Origin of the sequence: Pseudoflavonifractor sp. An44 (assembly GCF_002161675.1) — a bacterium.
GTDB lineage: Bacteria > Bacillota > Clostridia > Oscillospirales > Oscillospiraceae > Enterenecus > Enterenecus faecium.
In genome coordinates this window covers 1-20,177 of record NZ_NFIH01000018.1, presented here as the reverse complement: position 1 = coordinate 20,177, position 20,177 = coordinate 1, and the positions used below count along the sequence as shown (strand labels likewise).

Here is a 20,177-nt window from a genome sequence, read left to right as displayed (position 1 = left end):
TTTATTTCATCAGCAGGTACATAACCGCCTTCTGGGCGTGGAGCCGGTTCTCCGCCTCCTCGAAGATCTCGTCGGCGTGGGCCTCGAACACCTCGGCGGTGATCTCCTCCCCCCGGTGGGCGGGCAGACAGTGCTGCACCATGCACCCGGGCTTGGCCAGAGACAGAAGCTTGTCGTCAATGCAGTACCCGGCAAAGGCCTTTGCCCGCTCTGCCCGCTCCTCCTCCTGGCCCATGGAGGCCCACACGTCGGTGATCACCACATCGGCGTCCACCACGGCGTCCTCCGGCTTGCGGCACAGCTGGAACTTGGGCCCCTCCACGGTGGCGGCAAAGTCCAGCACCCGGGGGTCCGGGTCGTACCCCTGGGGGCAGGCCACGGACACATCCATGCCGCACTTGAGGCCGCCCACAATGAGGGAGTTTGCCATGTTGTTGCCGTCCCCAATGAAGGCCATCTTCAGCCCCTCCAGCCGGGTCATCTTCTCCCGGATGGTCATCAGGTCCGCCAGCACCTGGCAGGGGTGGGCAAAATCGGTGAGGCCGTTGATGACGGGGATGGAGGCGTACTTGGCCAGGGCCTCCACCTCCTCCTGGGAGTAGGTTCGAATCATGATGCCGTCGCAGTAGCGGGCCAGCACCCGGGCAGTGTCCTCAATGGGCTCGCCTCGGCCAATCTGACTCTCCTTACCGGAGAGGAACAGGGCGTGGCCGCCCAGCTGGTACATGCCCACCTCAAAGGAGACACGGGTGCGGGTGGAGTTCTTCTCAAAGATCATGGCCAGGGTCTTGCCCCGCAGCGCATCGTGGGGAATGCCATGCTTCTGGCTGTACTTCATCTGGTCGGCGGTGTCCAGAATCTCCTTGATGTCCTCCCCGCTCAAATCCAACAGCTTGAGTAAATCCTTTTTCATTCTTCGAACCTCCCTGGGAACCATATTATACCTTGGACAGCACGTCGTGGAACACACTCAGGCCCTTGTCCATCTCCTCCTGGGTGATGAGCAGCGGGGGCAGGAACCGCAGCCCGGTTCCGGCGGTGAGGGTCAGCAAGCCCCCCACGTTGAGCTTGGCGCACAGCTCCTTGTTGTTGTAGCCTTCCGCCACATCAATGCCAATCATCAGCCCTAGGCCCCGGGTCTTACCCAGGCAGGGCAGATGCATATCCTCAATGGACTGGCGAATGTAAGCGCCCTTCTCCTTGACTTGAGCGATGGTGGCGTCGTCCAGCACCTCCAGCACAGCGCAGCCAGCGGCGGCGCTCACCGGGTTGCCACCAAAGGTGGAGCCGTGGGTGCCGGGGCCCAGAATGTTGCGGCACTTCTCGTTGACCAGGAAGCCGCCCATGGGCAGGCCCCCGGCGATGCCCTTGGCAAAGGAGCAGGCATCGGGCTGAATGCCGTACTGCTGGAAGGCAAAGAGGGTGCCGGTGCGGCCAATGCCCGTCTGCACCTCGTCCACCAGCAGCAGCCAGTCCCGCTTCTCACACAACTGGGCCAGCTGCTGGACAAACTCTTTGTCCATGGGCAGCACGCCGCCCTCGCCCTGCACCAGCTCCAGCAGCACCGCGCACACGTCGTGGCCCGCCACCTCCTGGATGGCCTCCATGGTGGGGTCGGCGCTGCGGAATCCTTCCGTGAAGGGGAAGAAATACTGGTGGAATACCTCCTGGCCGTTGGCGGCCAGAGTGGTGATGGTGCGGCCGTGGAAGGAGCGGTTGAGGGTGATCACGGTGCCTCTCCCCTTGCCGTACTTGTCAAAGGAATACTTGCGGGCCAGCTTGATGATGCCCTCGTTGCCCTCGGCGCCGGAGTTGCCGAAGAAGGCAGCGGACATGCCGGATCGGGTGCACAGCTTCTCCGCCAATTGGGCATAGGGCTGGGTGTAGTACAGATTGGAGGCGTGGCCCAGCTTGGCCGCCTGCATGGTCACCGCCGCCAGCCACTTGGGGTGGGCGGTGCCCAGAGACAGCACGCCGATGCCAGAGGCGAAGTCGATGTACTCCTTCCCCTCCAAGTCATACATGGTGGCCCCCAGCCCGTGGTCCAGGGCAATGGGGTTGCGGCCATAGGTCTGTACCAGGTATTGATGGTCCAAGTCCATCAGTTGTTGAGTGTTCATGGGTTTCTCCTCCTTTATCGCACCAGCATGGTGCCCGCTCCGTCGTCGGAGAGCAATTCGATCAAAATAGAGTGGGGAATGCGTCCGTCCAGGATGACGGTGGAGTTGACCCCCGAGCGCACCGCCTCCACGGCACAGTCGATCTTGGGAATCATGCCGCCGCTGATGATGCCGTCCTTGATGAGGCCGGGAATCTCAGACACCCCCACGGAATGGATGAGGGTGGACTCATCCTTGGGGTCTCGCAGCAGGCCCCGCACGTCGGTGAGCAGCACCAACTTCTCCGCCCCCAGAGCCACCGCCAACTTGGCAGCGGCGGTGTCGGCGTTGATGTTGTAGGCGGTGTTGCCGTCGGTACCCTGGGCCACGGTGGACACCACAGGGATATATCCCTGGGCCAGGGCGTCCTGCACCACCTTGGGGTCCACCCCGGTGATCTCACCCACCAGGCCGTATTTCTCGTCCAGCTGCACCGCCTGGAACAGCTGGGCGTCCATGCCGCACAGCCCCAGGGCCCGGCCACCCATACGGTTGAGGGTGGCCACCAGGTCCTTGTTCACCTTGCCGCACAGCACCTGCTGCACCACGTCCATGGTCTCCTCGTCGGTGTAGCGCAGGCCGTCCACGAACTTCCCCTCTTTGCCCAGGCGCTTGAGCATCTGGTTGATCTCGGGGCCGCCCCCGTGGACCACCACCACGTGGAGGCCCACCAGGGACAGGAGGATGATGTCGGAAATGACGGCGCAGCGCAGTTCCTGAGAGATCATGGCGTTGCCGCCGTACTTCACCACAATGGTCTTGCCGTTGTATTTCTGAATGTAGGGCAGAGCCTCAGCCAGCACTTGGGCCCGGTCTGCCAGTGTATAAGCCATGTTCAGCACCTTCGTTTTTATCAGGAGCGGTAATCTCCGTTGATTTTTACATACTCATAGGTCAAGTCGCAGCCCCAGCAGGTGGCCTGGTCGTCTCCCTCGTGGAGGTTGACGGCGATAACCACCTCGTCCTGGCTCAGAATCTTCTTGGCCAGGTCCTCGTCAAAGTCCACCCCGGTGCCATGCTGGCACACCAGAATCTCGCCCTGGTCGGAGGAGAAGGACACGTCCACATACTCGGGACGGAAGGGGGCCTTGGAGTAGCCCATGGCGCACAGCACCCGGCCCCAGTTGGCGTCCGCGCCAAACATGGCGGCCTTCACCAGGGAGGAGCCCACCACGGCCTTGGCCAAACGCTCGGCGGTCTCCTCGCTGCGTGCCCCGGTGACGGTGCAGGTGATGAGGCGGCTGGCCCCCTCGCCGTCTCCGGCGATGGACCGAGCCATAGTCTCGCACACCTGATACAGGGCCTTGTAGAAGAGGGTGTAGTCGTCGTCCTTCCACTCGATCTGGGTGTTCTCCGCCATGCCGTTGGCCAGCACCACACACATGTCGTTGGTGGAGGTGTCTCCGTCCACGGTGACCCGGTTGAAGGTGCGGGGCACAATGTCGTGGAGGGCATCAGAGAGCATCTCGGAGGTAATGGCGCAGTCGGTGGTGATGAAGCACAGCATGGTTCCCATGTTGGGGTGAATCATGCCGGAACCCTTGGCGATGGCGCCCACTGTCACCGGCTTTCCGCCGATGGTGACGGTGACGGCGATCTCCTTTTTCACCGTGTCGGTGGTCATGATGGCGTGGGCGGCGGCGTCGGAGCCCTCGTAGGACAGCTCCCCGGCCACCATGGGCATTCCCTTTTCGATGGCGGCGATGTTCAGGGTCTGGCCGATGACGCCGGTGGAGGCCACGGCGAAGTCCTGGGGCTTGAGCCCGGTGGCGGCGGCGGCCAGCTCACACATCTTCTCGGCGTTTTCGTGGCTGAGGGGGGCACAGGCGTTGGCGTTGCCGCTGTTGGCCACAATGCCCCGGCACACCCCGTCCTCCAGGTGGCCCATGGTCACATAGAGAGGGGCGGCTTTCACCCGGTTGAGGGTATAGGTGGCGGCGGCGGTACACTCGCAGTCGGACACAATCATGGCCAGGTCGGGCTTGCCTTGGGTGCCGGGCACCCCTGCATGGCTGGCCTTGACCCCGCAGTACACCCCAGCGGCCCGGAAGCCTTTGGGGGCGGTGACACCGCCGGAAATGGTTTTCATATGCAATCTCTCCTTATTGCTTTGGACTGTGGAGGGCGACAAACTCCTCCATGAGCTGAATTTGCTGGTTGACAGACTCCTCCGAGGGGCCGCCGTACACGGTGCGGCCGTTGACACAGGTCTTGAGCTGGAGGGCCTCGTACACGTCCTCGTCAAACAGGGCGCTGATGGAGCGGAAGTCCTTCAACGGCAGGGTGTCCAGGCTCTCCCCGGACTTGATGCACATATTCACCAGGCGGCCCACGATCATATAGGCCTCCCGGAAGGGCATGCCCTTCTTCACCAGGTAGTCGGCGCAGTCGGTGGCGTTGATGAAGCCGCCGGAGGCCGCCTTGGACATGTTCTTGGGCCGCACGGTCAGGGTGTCCAGCATGGCAGCGAACACAGGCACGCACAGCTCCACGGTGTCGATGGCGTCAAACACCGGCTCTTTGTCCTCCTGCATGTCCTTGTTGTAGGCCAGGGGCAGACCCTTCATCACGGTCAGCAGAGTGATAAGGGAGCCGTACACCCGGCCCGTCTTGCCCCGGACCAGCTCGGCCACATCGGGGTTCTTCTTCTGGGGCATGATGGAGGAGCCGGTGGAATAGGCGTCGTCCAGGTCCACGAACTTGAACTCCCAGGAGCACCACAGAATGATCTCCTCGGAGAACCGGGACAGGTGCATCATGAGGATGGACAGGGCAGACAGCAGCTCGATGGCGTAGTCCCGGTCGGACACAGCGTCCATGGAGTTGTCACAGGGCTTAGTGAAGCCCAGGGCGGCGGCGGTCTGGAAGCGGTCCACGGGATAGGTGGAGGTGGCCAGGGCGCCAGCGCCCAGGGGGCACTCGTCCATGCGCTCCAGGCAGTCCTCCAGCCGGGTCACATCCCGGCGCAGCATGTTGGCGTAGGCCATCATGTAGTGGCCGAAGGTGGTGGGCTGGGCCCGCTGCAAGTGGGTGTAGCCGGGCATGACGGTATGTACGTTGGCCTTGGCCTTTTTGATGAGTACCTTCTGCAAATCCACAATCATGTCGATGATGGTGGGAATCTGCTCCTTCACATAGAGGCGGAAGTCGGTGGCCACCTGGTCGTTGCGGCTGCGTCCGGTGTGCAGACGCTTGCCCGTCTGGCCGATGCGCTGGGTGAGGAGGGCCTCGATGTTCATGTGGATGTCCTCGTTGTCCAGAGAGAACTCCACCTTCTCGTCCTCGATGTCCTCCAAAATGGCCTTCAGACCCTCCACAATCTTCTCCGCCTCGTGCTCTTCAATGATGCCCTGACGGCCCAGCATGGTGGCGTGGGCAATGGAGCCACGGATATCCTGTTCATAGAGGCGGGCGTCAAAGGTGATGGAGGAGTTGAAGTCATTGACCTGTGTATCCGTTTCCTTCTGGAAGCGTCCTGCCCATAGTTTCATAATAACACAGCCTTTCGGAAAAATAAACCACAGCAGGGGCGGAGGATAACCGCCCCTGCGTGTAACTCTGATTTACAGCTTGCCCTGCTCCCGCAGCGCCTGCACGGTGTCAGGCAGACCCCACAGATTGATGAATCCGGTGGCGTCGTCCTGGTTGTAGTCGCTCTCCTCAAAGGTCACCAGGTTCTCGGAGTAGAGAGAACAGGGAGAGGTGACGGAAGAGGTGATGATGTTGCCCTTGTACAGCTTCAGCTTCACGGTGCCGGTGACGTACTCCTGGGTCTTGACGGCGAAGGCCTGGAGCGCCTCCCGCAGGGGGGTGAACCACTTGCCGTTGTACACCAGGTCGGCAAAGTCGATGGCCAGCTTCTGCTTCATGTGCTTGGTGTCCTTGTCGATGGTGATCATCTCCAGCACCTCGTGGGCCCGGTAGAGGATGGTGCCGCCGGGCGTCTCGTACACGCCCCGGTCCTTCATGCCCACCAGACGGTTCTCCACGATGTCCAGCAGGCCGATGCCGTTGGCCCCGCCCAGCTCGTTGAGCTTGCGGATGATGTCGCTGGCCTTCATCTTCTGGCCGTCCACCGCCACGGGCCAGCCCTTCTCAAAGTCGATGGTCACATAAGTCGCCTGGTCGGGGGCCATGGCGGGGGACACGCCCATCTCCAGGAAGCCGGGCTTGTCGTACTGGGGCTCGTTGGCGGGGTCCTCCAGGTCCAGGCCCTCGTGGGACAGGTGCCACAGGTTCTTATCCTTGGAGTAGTTGGTCTCCCGGCTGATCTTCAACGGCACGTTGTGGGCCTCGGCGTAGGCGATCTCCTCTTCTCTGCCCTTGATGTCCCACTCCCGCCAGGGGGCGATGATGGTCATCTCAGGGGCAAAGCGCTTGATGGCCAGCTCGAACCGCACCTGGTCGTTGCCCTTGCCAGTGCAGCCGTGGCAGATGGCGTCGGCGCCCTCGGCCTTGGCGATCTCCACCAGACGCTTGGCGATGATGGGCCGGGCGAAGGCGGTGCCCAGCAGATAGTCCTCATACTTGGCCCCCATCATCATGGAGGGGATGATCACGTCGTCCACCATCTCGTCGGTGAGGTCCTCCACGTACAGCTTGGAGGCGCCGGTCTTGATGGCCTTCTCCTCCAGGCCGTCCAGCTCGGTGCCCTGGCCCACGTCGCCGGACACGGCGATGATCTCAGGGTTGCCGTAGTTCTCCTTCAGCCAGGGGATGATGATGGATGTATCCAAGCCGCCGGAATAGGCCAGCACTACTTTTTTCACTTCTGCCATGGTTGCATTCCTCCAATGCGTTTCTCTGTCTTAGTGAAGTAGAGTATACCCCTTCTCCTGGAAAATTGCAACCCCAAATTTGCATAACTATTCAATTGTTCCCAAAATTCTATGGGTAATATTCCACAATATCCGGGGTTTATTCACGTATATATGCATATTCATACAAAGACAGCGGGCCACCTCACTGGAGAGACGGCCCGCTGCGCATTCAGATTTGCTTTTTCTCCCGGTGGAGCACCAGCTGCTCCTTTTCCACCCCCAGGCACAGCACGTCTCCCCGCTCCAGGTCCCGGGAGAGGAGCATCTGGGCGGCGGGCTCCTCCACCCGGCGGCGCACCGAGCGGCGGATGGGGCGGGCCCCCTGGTCCCGCTCCCGCTCTTCCATGGGGCTGGCCAGCAGGGACACCGCCTTCTCGTCCGCCTTGAGGCCCACCCCCAGGGCGGCCAAACGGCCCTCCAGGCCACCCAGCAGCCGCCCGGCGATGCGCTCCAAGTGGGGCTGGTCCAGGCGGTGGAAGAGCACCACCTCGTCCAGGCGGTTGAGAAATTCCGGCGGGAACTGGCGTCTGAGTTCCTCCATCACGGCCCGGGTGCGGTAGGCGTCCAGGTCTCCCCCGGCAAAGCCCATGGGGGGCGTGTGGCTGACCATGTGGCGGGCCCCCACGTTGGAGGTCATCACCACCACGGTGTTGCGGAAGTCCGTCTTTCGCCCCAGTCCGTCGGTGAGCACCCCGTCCTCCATGACCTGTAACAGGATGTTGTGCAGATCGGAGTGGGCCTTTTCCAGCTCGTCAAAGAGCACCACCGACCAGGGGCGGCGGCGCACCCGCTCGGTGAGCTGTCCCCCCTCCTCGTGGCCCACATAGCCGGGGGGCGCACCCACCAGCCGGGACACCGAGTGCTTCTCCATATACTCGGACATATCGAAACGGACGATGGCCTCCTCGCTGCCGAAGAGGGCGGCGGCTAGAGCCCGACACAGCTCGGTCTTCCCCACTCCGGTGGGGCCCAGGAAGAGGAACACCCCCACCGGGCGGTTGGGCTCCTTGAGTCCTACCCGGCTGCGGCGGATGGCGGCGGACACCGCCGCCACCGCCTGGTCCTGGCCCACCACCCGGGCCCGCAGCTCGTCCTCCAGCTCCAGCAACCGCCGGGCCTCCCCCTTGGTCACCGTCTCCACCGGGATCCCCGTCCACTGGGCCACCACCGAGGCGATGTGCTCCGGCTCCAGCTGCTGGTGGGGGGCCAGTTGCTTCCGGGCCAGCTTCCGCTCCAGCTCCCCCCGGAAGTCCCACTCGGCGTCCCGGAGCATGGCGGCCCGCTCGTAATTCTGCTCCGCTGCGGCTGCCCGCCGCTCCCGGGCGGCCTGTTCAATGCGGCCCATGAGGCCCCGCAGGGAGTGGGGCACTTCCCCCTGCATCCGCAGCTTGGCCGCCCCCTCGTCCATGAGGTCAATCGCCTTGTCCGGCAGGAAGCGGTCGGGGAGGTAGCGCCGGGACAGCTCCACCGCCGCCTGAAGGGCCCGGTCGGTGATGACAATGCCGTGGTGGGCCTCATACCGGGGGCGGATGCCCTTCAAGATCTCCAGGGTCTGCTCCGGGGTGGGCTCCCCCACCCGCACAGGCTGGAACCGCCGCTCCAGGGCGGAGTCCTTCTCAATATACTTCCGGTACTCCTCCAGGGTGGTGGCACCCACCACCTGGATTTCACCCCGGCCCAGGGCGGGCTTTAAGATGTTGGCGGCGTCAATGGCCCCTTCCGCCGAGCCAGCACCCACAATGTTGTGCAGCTCGTCCAAAAAGAGGATGACGTTGCCCGCCCGGTGCACCTCCGCCAGGATTTGGTTCACCCGGTCTTCAAATTCACCCCGGTACTTGGTGCCCGCCACCATGGACACCAGGTCCAGGGACAAAAGTCGCTTGCCCCGCAGCACCGGGGGCACCTGTCCGGAAGCCATGCGCATGGCCAGTCCCTCAGCCACAGCGGTTTTGCCCACCCCCGGCTCTCCCACCAGGGCAGGGTTATTTTTGGTGCGCCGGGAGAGGATCTGCACCACCCGGCCCACCTCCTCGTCCCGTCCAATGAGAGGGTCCAGGGCACCCATGGCCGCCATACGGGTGAGGTCCCGGGAGTAGCGGTCGGTGAGCTTGGTCTCCCCACCCTCCCGCACTCTGGCCCGTTCCGCCCGGGTGGCTTGCATCTCTCCGCCCCACCCCGCAGAATCCCGGGGCAGGCCGCCCTTCTTCCCCACTGGGGAACGTTCCTTCCATTCCTTCCTGTCTTCCATGGAATCCCTCCTGTCTTCCCTCCAATCATGGGTTGCTTTTCCCCAGTTTATACCCCTGTGGCCAGATTTTTCTCCCTCGTCCATTTCCCAAAATTCCTTGTTGCATTTTTCGCCAGTTATGCTACAATGAGAATGGTTCTAACTCTAATGATGGAGGTGTATTTTACATGGCACATGCAATCAATGACACCTGCGTGTCCTGCGGCTCCTGCGAGTCCGCTTGCCCCGTGGGCGCTATTTCCATGGGTGACGATCACATGCAGATCGACGCTGGTACTTGCATCGACTGCGGCGCTTGCGCCGGCACCTGCCCCGTGGGCGCCATCGCTCCCGCCGACTAATTTCAGTCTGCAAAAAAGTAGGCCGCACAGCTTTGGCTGTGCGGCCTACTTTTTCGAAAAAATGCCAGCATTTTTTCGAGGGGATGCAGCCCGCTGCATGCATAATTGGGTCAAAGGGCGACCCAATTCCACACTGGCGGGCTGAGAAGTGTTTTTCCCGAGGCGCATGTCCCCGGAAAAAACAGATTTCATTTTATTTCCCCGCCCCTCAGGGCGGGGAAACTCTGCCGAGGGCTTTTATCATTCAAAAGAAAATCTGCTGTTTCAACCATAAACAAGGCGGGGCCGGAAAAATCCGGCCCCGCCTTTATGCGTTTTGGAAGTTCGGTTTTAGTCCTCTTCCTTGCGGCGTACCACGCTCAGCACGGCCACGCCTGCCATGGCGCACACCAGAGTGGCCATGGGCACAATCAGGTTGCTCTCGTCGCCGGTGCCGGGGACGGAGCCGTCAGGCTTGGTGTTGCCCCCGGTCTGGGAACCGTCGCCGGTACCGCTGCCGCCGCCCTGGGAGCCGCCGTCACCACCGGGATTGGGGGTGGGCTCGGTGTCCTCCTTGGTCCAGTGGGCGTACAGGGTCAGGTCAGCATCCACAGGGGTGTTGAAGTCGTAGGCCTGGGTGCCGTCCTCGTCCATAAACCAGCCGTCGAAGGTGTAACCCTCCCGCACGGGGTCCTGGGGCTTGGACACGCAGCTGCCCTCGGCCACTTCCACCAGCTTGTAGATGTTGCCGGTGTCGTCCACGAACTTCACCTGATACATGTTACCGGTGACCTTGACCACGCAGTAGCTGGTGACCTGGTTGTCGGCCACGCTCTCCACCTTCAGGTAGGCATAGCCCTCCTTGTGGGCGGTGACCACACCGTTTTCATCCACAGAGGCCACATCGGGGTTGAAGCTGATGTAGCGCACCTGGGCATCCTCGGCCAGAGTGGGCTCGGGGCTCAGAGTGGCGGTGAGGGTCTGGCTCTGGCCAGCCTCCAGGTCCATTCTGTGGGTGTCCAAATCCAAGGTATCAGCCATCACGCCCTGGCATACCACGGCGAAATTGACGGAGTACTGGCCGTCCTTGGTGGTGGCGGTGATGTAGCTCACGCCGGGCTCGGAGGGGGTGTACAGAGCCGCATTGATCTCCTGGCCCCAGTTGTCCTCTACCGTACCCTGAGTCAGCTCGCCGTTGCCGGAAGTGACGGTCCAGTCAAAGGGACCATACAGGGAATCGGGACGGGTCCAGGTCTGGCCGGACATGGTGCCAGCCTCAGCGCCCTGGGATTCCACACCCTCTGCCTTGATTACCAGGTTGTTGTTGGCACCGTTGGGGGCGTAATTGACGTGGAGCACGCCGGTCTCGGGGTCATAGTCATAGGCATGGTACCAGCTGTAGTTGACGATTTCCACATCGTAGGTGGAGCCGTCGGCGTAGTTGTACCGGGTGTACAGGTGGATTTCCTCGGGCAGCTCATATCCCTCTTCGTTGACCAGGGTGCCATCATAGGTGCCGCCCACATAGTAGAAGTCGGGTCCGTCCAGCTGCAGACCGGTGAGCTCGGTGAGCACTTCACTGGTCTCGTGGAGCTTGTTCTGGCGATACTTGGCCACCAGCTCGGCGGTCTGGCCCTGATCCACGTATACCACCTGGTCGCCCATGGCCATGTCAGAGACCAGGTCGTCCTGATCGGAAGTGGTGTAGATGTCGTCCCAGTTGATGTCCATGGAACGGGTGACACCGTTGAGGGTCACATCCAGGCGGCCGTTGCCCTCGGGCAGCTCCAGGCCCTCCTGAGAGGTGGACACGGTGAGGTAGAGCACGCCGGAGAGTCCATCGCTGGTGTACTGGTCCACATCAATGAGACCCTCAGCATAGTCCTCGGCGTAGTCCTCATCCTCCCACACCGTCCAGCGAATCTCGGAGAGATCCACATTGGCGGGCTGGAGGTTTTCCACCTTCACCACCACCTGGCCGTCGGGCTTCAGGCCGTCAAAGCTCTGGATGGATAGGTCGAAGTCTTCCACCACGGTGGGCACTTCCTCCACCGCCACCACGCAGGTAGCGCTGGCGTCGCCCTTGGCCACGGTGATCACGGCCTGGCCGGGAGCCACCGCAGTGACATGGCCGTAATCGTCAACGGTGACCACCTCGGGGTTGCTGGAGGTACGGGTCATAGCGCCCTCCTGGTCGGTGTTGTCGATGACACTCAGGTCGAAGGTGCTGCCGGGATGGAGCAGAGCGGAGGTCTGAGACAGCACCAGGCCCTGGGTGGAATCCACGGTGATGGCATAGCTGCGGTCATTGGCGCCGTAGTCGCCGCAGGACACCAGCACGTTGCCGGTCCACTCGAAGTCATAGCAGCTGTTCTCGCCGGGATAGCTCTCAACGGTGTGGGCGTACTCGGTGACGTCCACGGTGAAGGTGTGGGTCTTCACGGCGGGGTCATAGAAGTTCTCCACCAGGAAGGCGTTGGTGGCATCCACGCCCACCTCGGAGTAGTTGGGATCGCCGTAGCCGTCCTTATAGGTACGGACCACATAGGGGGAGACCTCGATATTGGCCAGAGAGCCGTCCTCGTCATAGACGGTGCCAGTCATGTAGGTGCGGCCATTCTTCTCGTAGATGGAGACGGTGTTGTTCTCCAGCTCGGGGGCCACGGTGTCCACGGTGACGGAGAAGGAGATCACGTCGCCGGTCATGTCCATCTCATGGCCGTTGAAGGTGGGAGTGAGCTCCCCAGCGGCCACGGCGTCAAAGTTGGTGATGTCATAGCCCACTTCCTCGTTGTACACCTTGTCGCCGTAGTCACCCTCGCCATAGGCGATGATCTCATACTTGCACTGGGTGCCGCTGGGCAGGACGTTGCCCTCCTGGTCGGTGCCGTCCCAGGTGGGAATGAGGCCGTAGTACATGGCACTCTGGGGAATGGCGGTGGCGTAAGAGGCGTTGTACAGGGTACGAGTGATGTAAGAGTTCCAGTCGGCAAAGTACACCTCACCGGTCTCGGCATCGGTGACCCGCACCACAATCATCTTGGCATCACGGAGCTGATAGAGAATGTAGTCGTCGATGCGGTCGAAGTACTCGTCTCCGTTGGGCGAGATGGTGATGTTCTCCTCGTGATAGAGGGTCTGGTTCATGACAGCGTCGGAGTCAAAGGGATTCTGGCCCAGGTCCAGGTAGCCGACGATCCCCCCGGAGCTCCAGTTGATCATGGTGCAGCCCATCAGGGACACGCCCCAGGTGGACTCGTTGTTCATCACGTTCTCGCCGTCCTCGGCCTCGTCGGTCCAGTCGCCCTGGTCAAAGATGGGGGCGGCAGTCCAGTCGCCGTAGAAGGCCAGCATGGGCAGGCCCAGGGTAGGAGCGGTGCCGGCGGTGTCGGTGAGGGAGACAAAGCCCTCCACATACACGCCGTTTTCAAACAGCTGGTCCAGCTGGGCCTTCTCACTGTCGGTGAGGGTCACAGTCTTGGAGAAGGTGACGGTCTGGCCCGCCTCCACGGTGACCTGGCCCAGCTCCACAGTCTTGATGACCACGTCCTGGTGCATCATGGTGTCCCGCTCACCCCAGGCGCTGTCCACCGTCTCGGTGGCAGGGCGCATGAGGGTGATGGCCACATTGTAGGTCACGGCCTTGTCGGAAATGTTGTGTACATCAAAGGTGATGTCGTAGCTGCCGGTGCGGTCGGGGTCGTCCAACAGCTCCAGCTTGCCCACGTTCTGACCGTCCACGGTGACGTAGGCAGGGGTCTCCACGGCGGCGGTGGCGTTGACCAGACCGGCGCCCTGCTGACGGGGAGAGTAGTACACGCCATTGGTATCGGTCTGAGGCACGGCGGTGCTCACCAGCAGCTGGTTGACGATGTCGCCCACCTCACCGGGCTCCTTGCCGGCAAAGGCTGCGCTGGACTGCACGTACTGGCGCACCAGAGTGGCAATACCGGTCATGTGGGGGGCGGCCATGGAGGTACCGCTCATCATGCCGTAGCTGCCGGTGTAGCCCTGGTCGGCGGTGTTCAGCTGGTCAATGATGGTGGACCAGATGTTGCCGCCGGGGGCGGTGATCTCAGGCTTCAGCTCCAGGCTGGGACCGGCGCCCCAGGAGGAGAAGGTGGACATCTGACCATCGGTGGGGCTCTCCACGGCCTTGTCGTCCTCGGGAACCACGATGTTCACGGACTGACCTGCCTTGAGGGCAGCCTCCATGGCAGCGCCGTCCTGGCCGTTGATAAAGGCGCTGGTGAGGCTGGTGTTCTCCACGCTGATGTTGATCAGTTCCGTGGCATTGGGATCGCTGTCATAGATCAGCACGCCCAGAATGCCCCGTTTCTCTCCGTGGACCACAGTGGAGAAGGACTGGGCGTTGGTGACCTTATCGGCAAAGGACAGGTCGCCGCGCTTGACCAGGGCAAAGCCGGTCTTGCCATTTTGATTGGAGTACTCATTGTACCAGCCCACGGCGTTGTAGTCGCTCCAGGTACCGGTGCCCTCTACCAGGTAGACGGGGTACTCCTTGCCGTCGGCGAAGGTGGCCTTCATGGCCACGGTCCAGGGGTCGGTGTAGGAGATCTCCCGCACTTCCCCGTCCTCGTTGGTCCAGGTCAGGTAGGACTGTACCTGGATGGAGTTCTCCAGAGAGGCAATGCTCAGGTTGGAGTCGTAAATGGCAGGAGAGGACATCATAGCGGTGTCCACGTTGGAGGTCAGGGGGTTGTCCCCATAGTTGTTGCTGGCAGAGGAGTAGCTGCTGTTGCCAGCGGAGGTCATGAGCACAATGCCGGCCTCCTCAATGCGGGCGTACAGCTCGTTCTGCATGGTGTCGTCGTCGGCAAAGCCGTTGTCAGAACCCAAACTCAGGTTGATGACGTCGGCGCCCAAGGCCAGAGCATCCTCCAGAGCGTTGAGGGTCACAGACTGCTGGGCGCCGCCGTCCTGATCGGGGAACACCTTCATCATCATGATCTGGGCATCGGGGGCCACGCCGGAGAAAATGACCTCGCCCTCGCTGGTCTCGGCATAGCCCGCCACCGTACCGGAGACGTGGGTGCCGTGGTCGCTGGAGGTGGGCAGGACGTTGATGTCGCCGTCTGCGTAGTCACAGGCGTAGGGCACCTTGAGGTTCTTATAAAGACCGTTGTAGTCCCACACGATCACGCCGCCATCGGCACCCGTGGTGGAGTTGAGCTGGTTGTCCTCCAGGAAGGCAGCCAGGCTCTCAGAGGTGTAGCGCAGATTCCAGCCGCTCTCGGCATCGCTGGGGTCGTTTTTAAAGGAGTTGTCGGTGAAGGCCTCGTGGACCCGCACCACGCCGCGGCCCTGGGTGCCATCCTCGTTCTGGGTCACGCCCCACTTCAGGTCCAGGCCGGTGTCCAGCACGGCCACCAGCATACCCTGACCGGTGTAGCCCTGGCTCCAGACACCTTCCACCCCTACCTTATCATAGCTGTAGGAGTACCAGGCCTTGTCCCCGTCCACGGTGCCGCTGGTCTCTTCGGGCCGGTCATACACCAGCTCCACATAGGCCCGCTTGACCCCGTCCAGGTTGCGAATTTCATCCAGAGCGCTGTAGGGCACCCGGATAGCCATGGCATTGACCAGAGTGGCCCACTGGCCTACAATGGTACCAACCGGCTCACCGCTGTTTTCCTCGGTGGCATCGGTCACCGCAGGCTGCTGAGCGGCCAGAGCGGTCACCTGGTCGATGATGCCCTGCTGATCGTCCAGCAGCTGCTGGGTGGTCTGCTGGGCATCGGCGGAGGCCAGGTACTCAGACACCGCCTCACCAGCGCTGGTCTCGTCGCCCACAGAGGCAGCGTAGCTGCTGACCTGGTAGTAATCCATCACAGCAGGAGCTTCCATCTCCACGATGACGGTTACCACCTCATCCTCTGCATATCGGGGCTGGCTGTCGTCCTGGGCGTCCTGGTACTGCACCCGGGACTCGGACTCCACTTCCTGGGCCTGGACCGTGCGCTCATTGGTCTGAGTGCCCTCAGCCCAAGCCTCGCCAGGAAGTGCGCCAGCCAGCATCATGACGGCAAGTAACATTGCCATGCTTTTTCTGACTTTTTCCATTGTTCTTCTCCCTTCTATCTGAATCTCACATACCCCCATTGCCCAAAGGGCTCTGCCATGCTATCATATAGACATCGTTCATTTTGTACGATAGGCGTATGTCATGGTCAAATGATACCTCCACCCATTCTCTTTGTCAAGAGAAATTGTCAACTCTCCAAAAAATTGTCAACTGCAAGCCCCAGCCAATCTTACCGTATCAGCTGAAACTCCGGGGCAGAAAGGAATTTCTATGATAATTCAACACAAACCAAACCTCATTCTGGAAGCACTGGCCTATCTGGGACGGCGTGCCAGCAACAAAACCTGGGACCAGATGGAGCAGCGCATTCAGCAGCGCAAGGTGCTGCCCAGCCCCGCTCTGTGCCAGGCTCTGGAGCGACTCAAGGCCCTCACCCACCAGCTGGACCGGGTGGCCACTGCTGAGGAAAAGGAAATCCAGGCGCTGTTTGGCAACCTGGAGGGCTTCCCCTACAACACCATCGGCTCCAGCTCTCCCGCCTTCTTCCTCCTCTATCCCCTGCTGGACCGATTTCAGGGGGATTGGGAGGCCTTCTCCCAGCTGGTGGACGGACTGGACCGGGAGGAGGTGGTCTGGGGCATTGCCAGCATCTTTGAGGACGACCTGCCTAACCAGCGCCGGATGGACGCCCAGGTCTTCACCGACCTGGTACTGGGGCTCAACGCCCCGGACTCCACCAAGGTGGCCCTGCTGGAGCTCTCCCGCAAACACCGGGCGGTGGGAGCGCGGGCCTTGGCGTGCCTGCGCCCCATTGTGGCCCACCTGGAGGAACACCAGGCGCAGCTGGAAGAGCTGGCCGCCCCCTATCTCCAACAGTGCGCCCCCCTGTCTCAGCTGGAGTTTTTCACCCAGCTGTCCCACCTGCGCCCCGCCCCGGAAACCACCTACACCCTTCACCCCTTCCTCTTCGGGGCGGACACCAACCTGACCTTTGACGAGGCCCCCGGCCAGGTGCGCATCTACGGCGGCGTGCTGCGGCGGGAGCTCATGGAGCTGGTCAGCGGCCGTACCTCCGCCCAGGACCAGGTGTGCGAGACCTACCGTCTGTTGGGGGACTCCACCCGGTTTGACATTCTGTGCTATCTGCGGGGGCGCACCGCCTATGTGCAGGAGCTGTCCACCCGCTTCTCTCTCAGCCGCAACACCATCCACCACCATATGAACAAGCTCTCCGACTGCGGCCTGGTGCAGTGCACCATCCACGGAAACCGCACCTTTTACACCCTGGACGAAGAACAGGTCCAGCTGTTTTTGGAGCGGCAGGCGGCGCTGTTCGGCAAAAAATGACGCAAAAATGGCGGCCATCCCCGTGGGGGGATGGCCGCCAAACGAATTTTATATCTCAGAACAGGCCGGAGATGACGCCGTTTTCGTCCACGTCGATCTTCTCGGCGGCAGGCACACGGGGCAGGCCAGGCATGGTCATAATGTCGCCGGTCTGCACCACCACGAAGCCAGCGCCGGCGGACACCTTCACCTTGGACACGGTGATGGTGAAGCCCTCGGGCCGTCCCAGCTGGGTGGCATCATCGGACAGGGAGTACTGGGTCTTGGCCATGCACACAGGCAGCTTGTCAAAGCCCATGGCCTCCAGACGGGCCAGCTCCTTGGCAGCGGCGGCGGTGTAGTGTACGCCAGCGCCGCCGTACACCTTCTCCACAATGGCCTGAATCTTGTCCTTCAAGGGCAGGTCCAGGTCGTAGGCGTAGTGGAAGTCCTGGGGCTGGTCGCACAGGCGCAGCACTTCCTGGGCCAGTTCCAGGCCGCCCTCGCCGCCCTGGCCCCACACCTCGGACAGGGCCACATTGACCCCCAGCTCCTGGCAGCGGGTGCGGATGAGGTTCAGCTCGGCCTCGGTGTCATTGGCGAAGCGGTTGATGGCCACCACGGCGGGCAGGCCGAACACACGGGTGATGTTCTCCACGTGCTTGAGCAGGTTGGGCAGGCCACGCTCCAGGGCCTCCAGGTTTTCCGCCCCCAGCTCGGTCTTGGGCACGCCGCCGTTGTACTTCAGGGCCTTGACCGTGGCCACGATGACCACAGCGTCGGGGGTAAGCCCGGCAGCCCGGCACTTGATGTCCAGGAACTTCTCAGCGCCCAGGTCCGCGCCGAAGCCCGCCTCGGTGACCACGTAGTCGGCCAGCTTCAAAGCGGTGTCGGTGGCGGAGACGGAGTTGCAGCCGTGGGCAATGTTGGCGAAGGGGCCGCCGTGGACCAGAGCGGGGGTGTGCTCCAGGGTCTGCACCAGGTTGGGCTTGATGGCGTCCTTCAAGAGGGCAGCCATGGCACCCTGGGCCTTCAGGTCGGCGGCGGTGACGGGCTTGTCGTCGTAGGTGTAGCCCACGATCATGCGGCCCAGCCGCTCCTTCAGGTCGGACAGGCCGGTGGCCAGGCACAGCACAGCCATAATCTCGCTGGCCACAGTGATATCGAAGCCGTCCTCCCGGGGCACGCCCTGCATCCGGCCACCCAGGCCGTCCACAATGTTGCGCAGCTGGCGGTCGTTCATGTCCACGCAGCGGCGCCAGGTGATCTTCTTCACGTCAATGCCCAGGGCATTGCCCTGCTGAATGTGGTTGTCCAGCATGGCGGCCAGCAGGTTGTTGGCGGCACCGATGGCGTGGAAGTCGCCGGTGAAGTGGAGGTTGATGTCCTCCATGGGCACCACCTGGGCGTAGCCGCCGCCGGCAGCGCCGCCCTTCACGCCGAACACGGGGCCCAAAGAGGGCTCCCGCAGGCAGAGCATCACGTTTTTATCCATGCGGCGCAGGGCATCGGCTAACCCTACCGAGGTGGTAGTCTTTCCCTCTCCGGCGGGGGTGGGGTTGATGGCGGTAACCAGAATCAGCTTGCCCTTCCGGGGCACATTGCGCAACGGGGTGATGTCGATCTTGGCCTTCACCTTGCCGTAATACTCCAGCAGGTTCTCGTCCATCCCGGCCATGGACGCCACCTGTCCGATGGGCAACATCTGGGCCTCCTGGGCAATTTGAATGTCTGTTTTCATCTTCCATGCTCCTTCCTGCGCCTCAAAAACAAAAAAGGGCGCACTGATTTCGAGTGCGCCCAGACGGTCGGCAATACGGCGCACATGGGCGTCGGCTGTACTCCACGTGGTCACTCCACTTCCGTCAGTCATACAGCGTGTCTATCTTACCATTTTCCCCCCAAAGCGTCAAGGGTGGAATCTCCCACAACGCCCCTGCGTCCAAAACGGATGCAGGGGCGTTGTGTCATCGGTAGTGGCGGTTGGAGTAGGACACCTTTTTCACCCGGTCGGTGGCGTACATCCACGCCTCCTTTTCCGGGCTTTTGAATACCTTGGGGCCAAAGCGCACCTCGTCCAATTGAACCTCCTTGTCGATCTCCGTGTATAAGTAGGGGGTGTCACCCTCTCCCGCCGCCAGTTCGCGCTTTCTTGTCACCACCAGGCACCGAACTTCTTTCTCACTGGAATATTCATCATACTTAAAGAGATAGCGCACCTGGTCCAGCATGGCAGTGATATAGGCCCGCAGCATTTTCCCCTTAGACTGTTGTTGCTCCTCTGGAAGCACCTGATATATTTCCCCTAAAATACCCACTAATTCATCCACTAATTCTTTTAGAGATTCCTCCAACTCCATTTTCTTGTCCTGATCCGGTAAATATACGATTCGGTAGAGGGGGTAGCTGTTTTTCTCCTCGTGAAAGGGAATATAGCCCTGGGGGTAGGAATCCTTCACATCAAAAAAGTTCTCGTCAAACTTTAAGCTGCACCCGGTACCCTTGTCAGCGTAGATGGCCCACATGTAGATGTAGTCCCCGGAGGTACAAAGGCTGGTGAGGTAGACATTGCGCAGGCTGGAGGCGTTGGGCACTTCGCCGCCTGGCAGCAACCCATACGCCTGCAACATCTCTGGGGCGCTCCCGCACTGCTTCAGCAATGTTCCAAACGGCTCCCCTTCTGCCGAGTCATTCATGTATGCCACATTGGACAGGCGGAACCTGGGCTGCTGTTCCCCCTGGGCCAGGAGTAGCTTTTGCATGGTGCTCATCCGGGTGTAGTGCCAGCATGGTTTTTCCTTCAGCTCCTCTCGTTTCAAGCGCAGGGTCGTTTTGATCTGCTCCATGGTGTGGTGGAGGCGGTAGACATGGGCCAGCAGCTTCCCTTGCCGCTCTTTGTCTACCTCTAATTTTTTCCCTAACTCTGGCTTTTTGTACATTTCTCGAAACTTTGTGCTATTCACTAAAGCCTCCACCTGCTGGGAAGCCGCTTCCCATTTCATGGGGCGCAGCGCACAGAAGGGAACGCAGCTTGCCCCTGTATCTCCCACATACTCCGCCAGCCTTGCCAGGGCCTCCACGCACAGCTCCTGGGGAAATACCCGCTCACTGTTGAGCACCTGTTCCACTAATTCATATTTTTCATATTTATGACCATTCCTTTCCGCTGCGCTCCAAGGCACCAAAGGAATATGAAACCCGGTACCTCTAACGCAGCCAGTCGTAATTTGTTAGAATAGGCTTGAGGAAGCAGGCACA

At 61.6% G+C, this 20,177-nt stretch carries 12 protein-coding genes and 1 riboswitch; of the genes, 2 read left to right on the top strand and 10 right to left on the bottom strand.

The window, feature by feature from the left end:
* Nucleotide 1: 1 nt before the first annotated feature.
* The 7 genes from argF to B5F98_RS09105 form a co-directional block, all read right to left on the bottom strand.
* Nucleotides 2–913: an ornithine carbamoyltransferase gene (argF, locus tag B5F98_RS09135; protein WP_087371656.1), complete on the bottom strand. Its 912-nt coding sequence runs from the start codon at nucleotides 911–913 to the stop codon at nucleotides 2–4.
* Nucleotides 914–938: 25 nt separating this feature from the next.
* The gene (locus B5F98_RS09130; protein ID WP_087371655.1) at nucleotides 939–2,120 is read right to left on the bottom strand and encodes an acetylornithine transaminase; all 1,182 of its coding nucleotides are present in this window, start codon (nucleotides 2,118–2,120) and stop codon (nucleotides 939–941) included.
* A 14-nt stretch (nucleotides 2,121–2,134) separates the two neighbouring features.
* Nucleotides 2,135–2,992 (bottom strand): acetylglutamate kinase, encoded by an 858-nt coding sequence (gene argB / locus B5F98_RS09125; RefSeq protein WP_087231560.1) that lies wholly within the window; start codon nucleotides 2,990–2,992, stop codon nucleotides 2,135–2,137.
* Between the two features lie 20 nt (nucleotides 2,993–3,012).
* Nucleotides 3,013–4,248 (bottom strand): bifunctional glutamate N-acetyltransferase/amino-acid acetyltransferase ArgJ, encoded by a 1,236-nt coding sequence (gene argJ, locus B5F98_RS09120; protein ID WP_087371652.1) that lies wholly within the window; start codon nucleotides 4,246–4,248, stop codon nucleotides 3,013–3,015.
* Between the two features lie 13 nt (nucleotides 4,249–4,261).
* Complete coding sequence (gene argH / locus B5F98_RS09115; protein WP_087371649.1) at nucleotides 4,262–5,650, bottom strand: argininosuccinate lyase; 1,389 nt, start codon at nucleotides 5,648–5,650, stop codon at nucleotides 4,262–4,264.
* A 72-nt stretch (nucleotides 5,651–5,722) separates the two neighbouring features.
* The gene (locus B5F98_RS09110; protein ID WP_087371646.1) at nucleotides 5,723–6,937 is read right to left on the bottom strand and encodes an argininosuccinate synthase; all 1,215 of its coding nucleotides are present in this window, start codon (nucleotides 6,935–6,937) and stop codon (nucleotides 5,723–5,725) included.
* A gap of 211 nt (nucleotides 6,938–7,148) precedes the next feature.
* Nucleotides 7,149–9,227 carry an ATP-dependent Clp protease ATP-binding subunit gene (locus B5F98_RS09105; protein ID WP_242961642.1) on the bottom strand — a complete coding sequence of 693 codons (2,079 nt, stop codon included), beginning with the start codon at nucleotides 9,225–9,227 and terminating at the stop codon, nucleotides 7,149–7,151.
* Nucleotides 9,228–9,394: 167 nt separating this feature from the next.
* Between B5F98_RS09105 and B5F98_RS09100 the strand changes: the two genes are divergently transcribed.
* The gene (locus tag B5F98_RS09100; RefSeq protein WP_087231544.1) at nucleotides 9,395–9,568 is read left to right on the top strand and encodes a 4Fe-4S binding protein; all 174 of its coding nucleotides are present in this window, start codon (nucleotides 9,395–9,397) and stop codon (nucleotides 9,566–9,568) included.
* Between the two features lie 330 nt (nucleotides 9,569–9,898).
* On the opposite strand, the gene B5F98_RS09095 is transcribed toward B5F98_RS09100, so the two are convergent.
* Nucleotides 9,899–15,610 carry a S8 family serine peptidase gene (locus tag B5F98_RS09095; RefSeq protein WP_158099823.1) on the bottom strand — a complete coding sequence of 1,904 codons (5,712 nt, stop codon included), beginning with the start codon at nucleotides 15,608–15,610 and terminating at the stop codon, nucleotides 9,899–9,901.
* Between the two features lie 253 nt (nucleotides 15,611–15,863).
* On the opposite strand from B5F98_RS09095, the gene B5F98_RS09090 reads away from it, so the two are divergent.
* Nucleotides 15,864–16,940, top strand: coding sequence for a metalloregulator ArsR/SmtB family transcription factor (locus B5F98_RS09090; protein WP_087371636.1), 1,077 nt, complete (start codon nucleotides 15,864–15,866; stop codon nucleotides 16,938–16,940).
* Nucleotides 16,941–16,995: 55 nt separating this feature from the next.
* On the opposite strand, the gene B5F98_RS09085 is transcribed toward B5F98_RS09090, so the two are convergent.
* The gene (locus B5F98_RS09085; RefSeq protein ID WP_206418106.1) at nucleotides 16,996–18,660 is read right to left on the bottom strand and encodes a formate--tetrahydrofolate ligase; all 1,665 of its coding nucleotides are present in this window, start codon (nucleotides 18,658–18,660) and stop codon (nucleotides 16,996–16,998) included.
* Nucleotides 18,661–18,710: 50 nt separating this feature from the next.
* Nucleotides 18,711–18,802, bottom strand: a riboswitch (ZMP/ZTP riboswitch).
* Nucleotides 18,803–18,886: 84 nt separating this feature from the next.
* On the bottom strand, nucleotides 18,887–20,047 hold the full coding sequence (locus B5F98_RS09080) for a DUF2971 domain-containing protein (protein WP_087371629.1): 1,161 nt from the start codon (nucleotides 20,045–20,047) through the stop codon (nucleotides 18,887–18,889).
* Between the last annotated feature and the right edge of the window lie 130 nt (nucleotides 20,048–20,177).

Coding starts and splice junctions, on each gene's coding strand:
- argJ (WP_087371652.1), bottom strand. CDS start 4,248: ATGAAAACCATTTCCGGCGGTGTCACCGCCCCCAAAGGCTTCCGGGCC.
- B5F98_RS09100 (WP_087231544.1), top strand. CDS start 9,395: ATGGCACATGCAATCAATGACACCTGCGTGTCCTGCGGCTCCTGCGAG.
- argH (WP_087371649.1), bottom strand. CDS start 5,650: ATGAAACTATGGGCAGGACGCTTCCAGAAGGAAACGGATACACAGGTC.
- B5F98_RS09090 (WP_087371636.1), top strand. CDS start 15,864: ATGATAATTCAACACAAACCAAACCTCATTCTGGAAGCACTGGCCTAT.
- B5F98_RS09130 (WP_087371655.1), bottom strand. CDS start 2,120: ATGAACACTCAACAACTGATGGACTTGGACCATCAATACCTGGTACAG.
- B5F98_RS09095 (WP_158099823.1), bottom strand. CDS start 15,610: ATGGCAATGTTACTTGCCGTCATGATGCTGGCTGGCGCACTTCCTGGC.
- argF (WP_087371656.1), bottom strand. CDS start 913: ATGAAAAAGGATTTACTCAAGCTGTTGGATTTGAGCGGGGAGGACATC.
- argB (WP_087231560.1), bottom strand. CDS start 2,992: ATGGCTTATACACTGGCAGACCGGGCCCAAGTGCTGGCTGAGGCTCTG.
- B5F98_RS09110 (WP_087371646.1), bottom strand. CDS start 6,937: ATGGCAGAAGTGAAAAAAGTAGTGCTGGCCTATTCCGGCGGCTTGGAT.
- B5F98_RS09105 (WP_242961642.1), bottom strand. CDS start 9,227: ATGGAAGACAGGAAGGAATGGAAGGAACGTTCCCCAGTGGGGAAGAAG.
- B5F98_RS09085 (WP_206418106.1), bottom strand. CDS start 18,660: ATGAAAACAGACATTCAAATTGCCCAGGAGGCCCAGATGTTGCCCATC.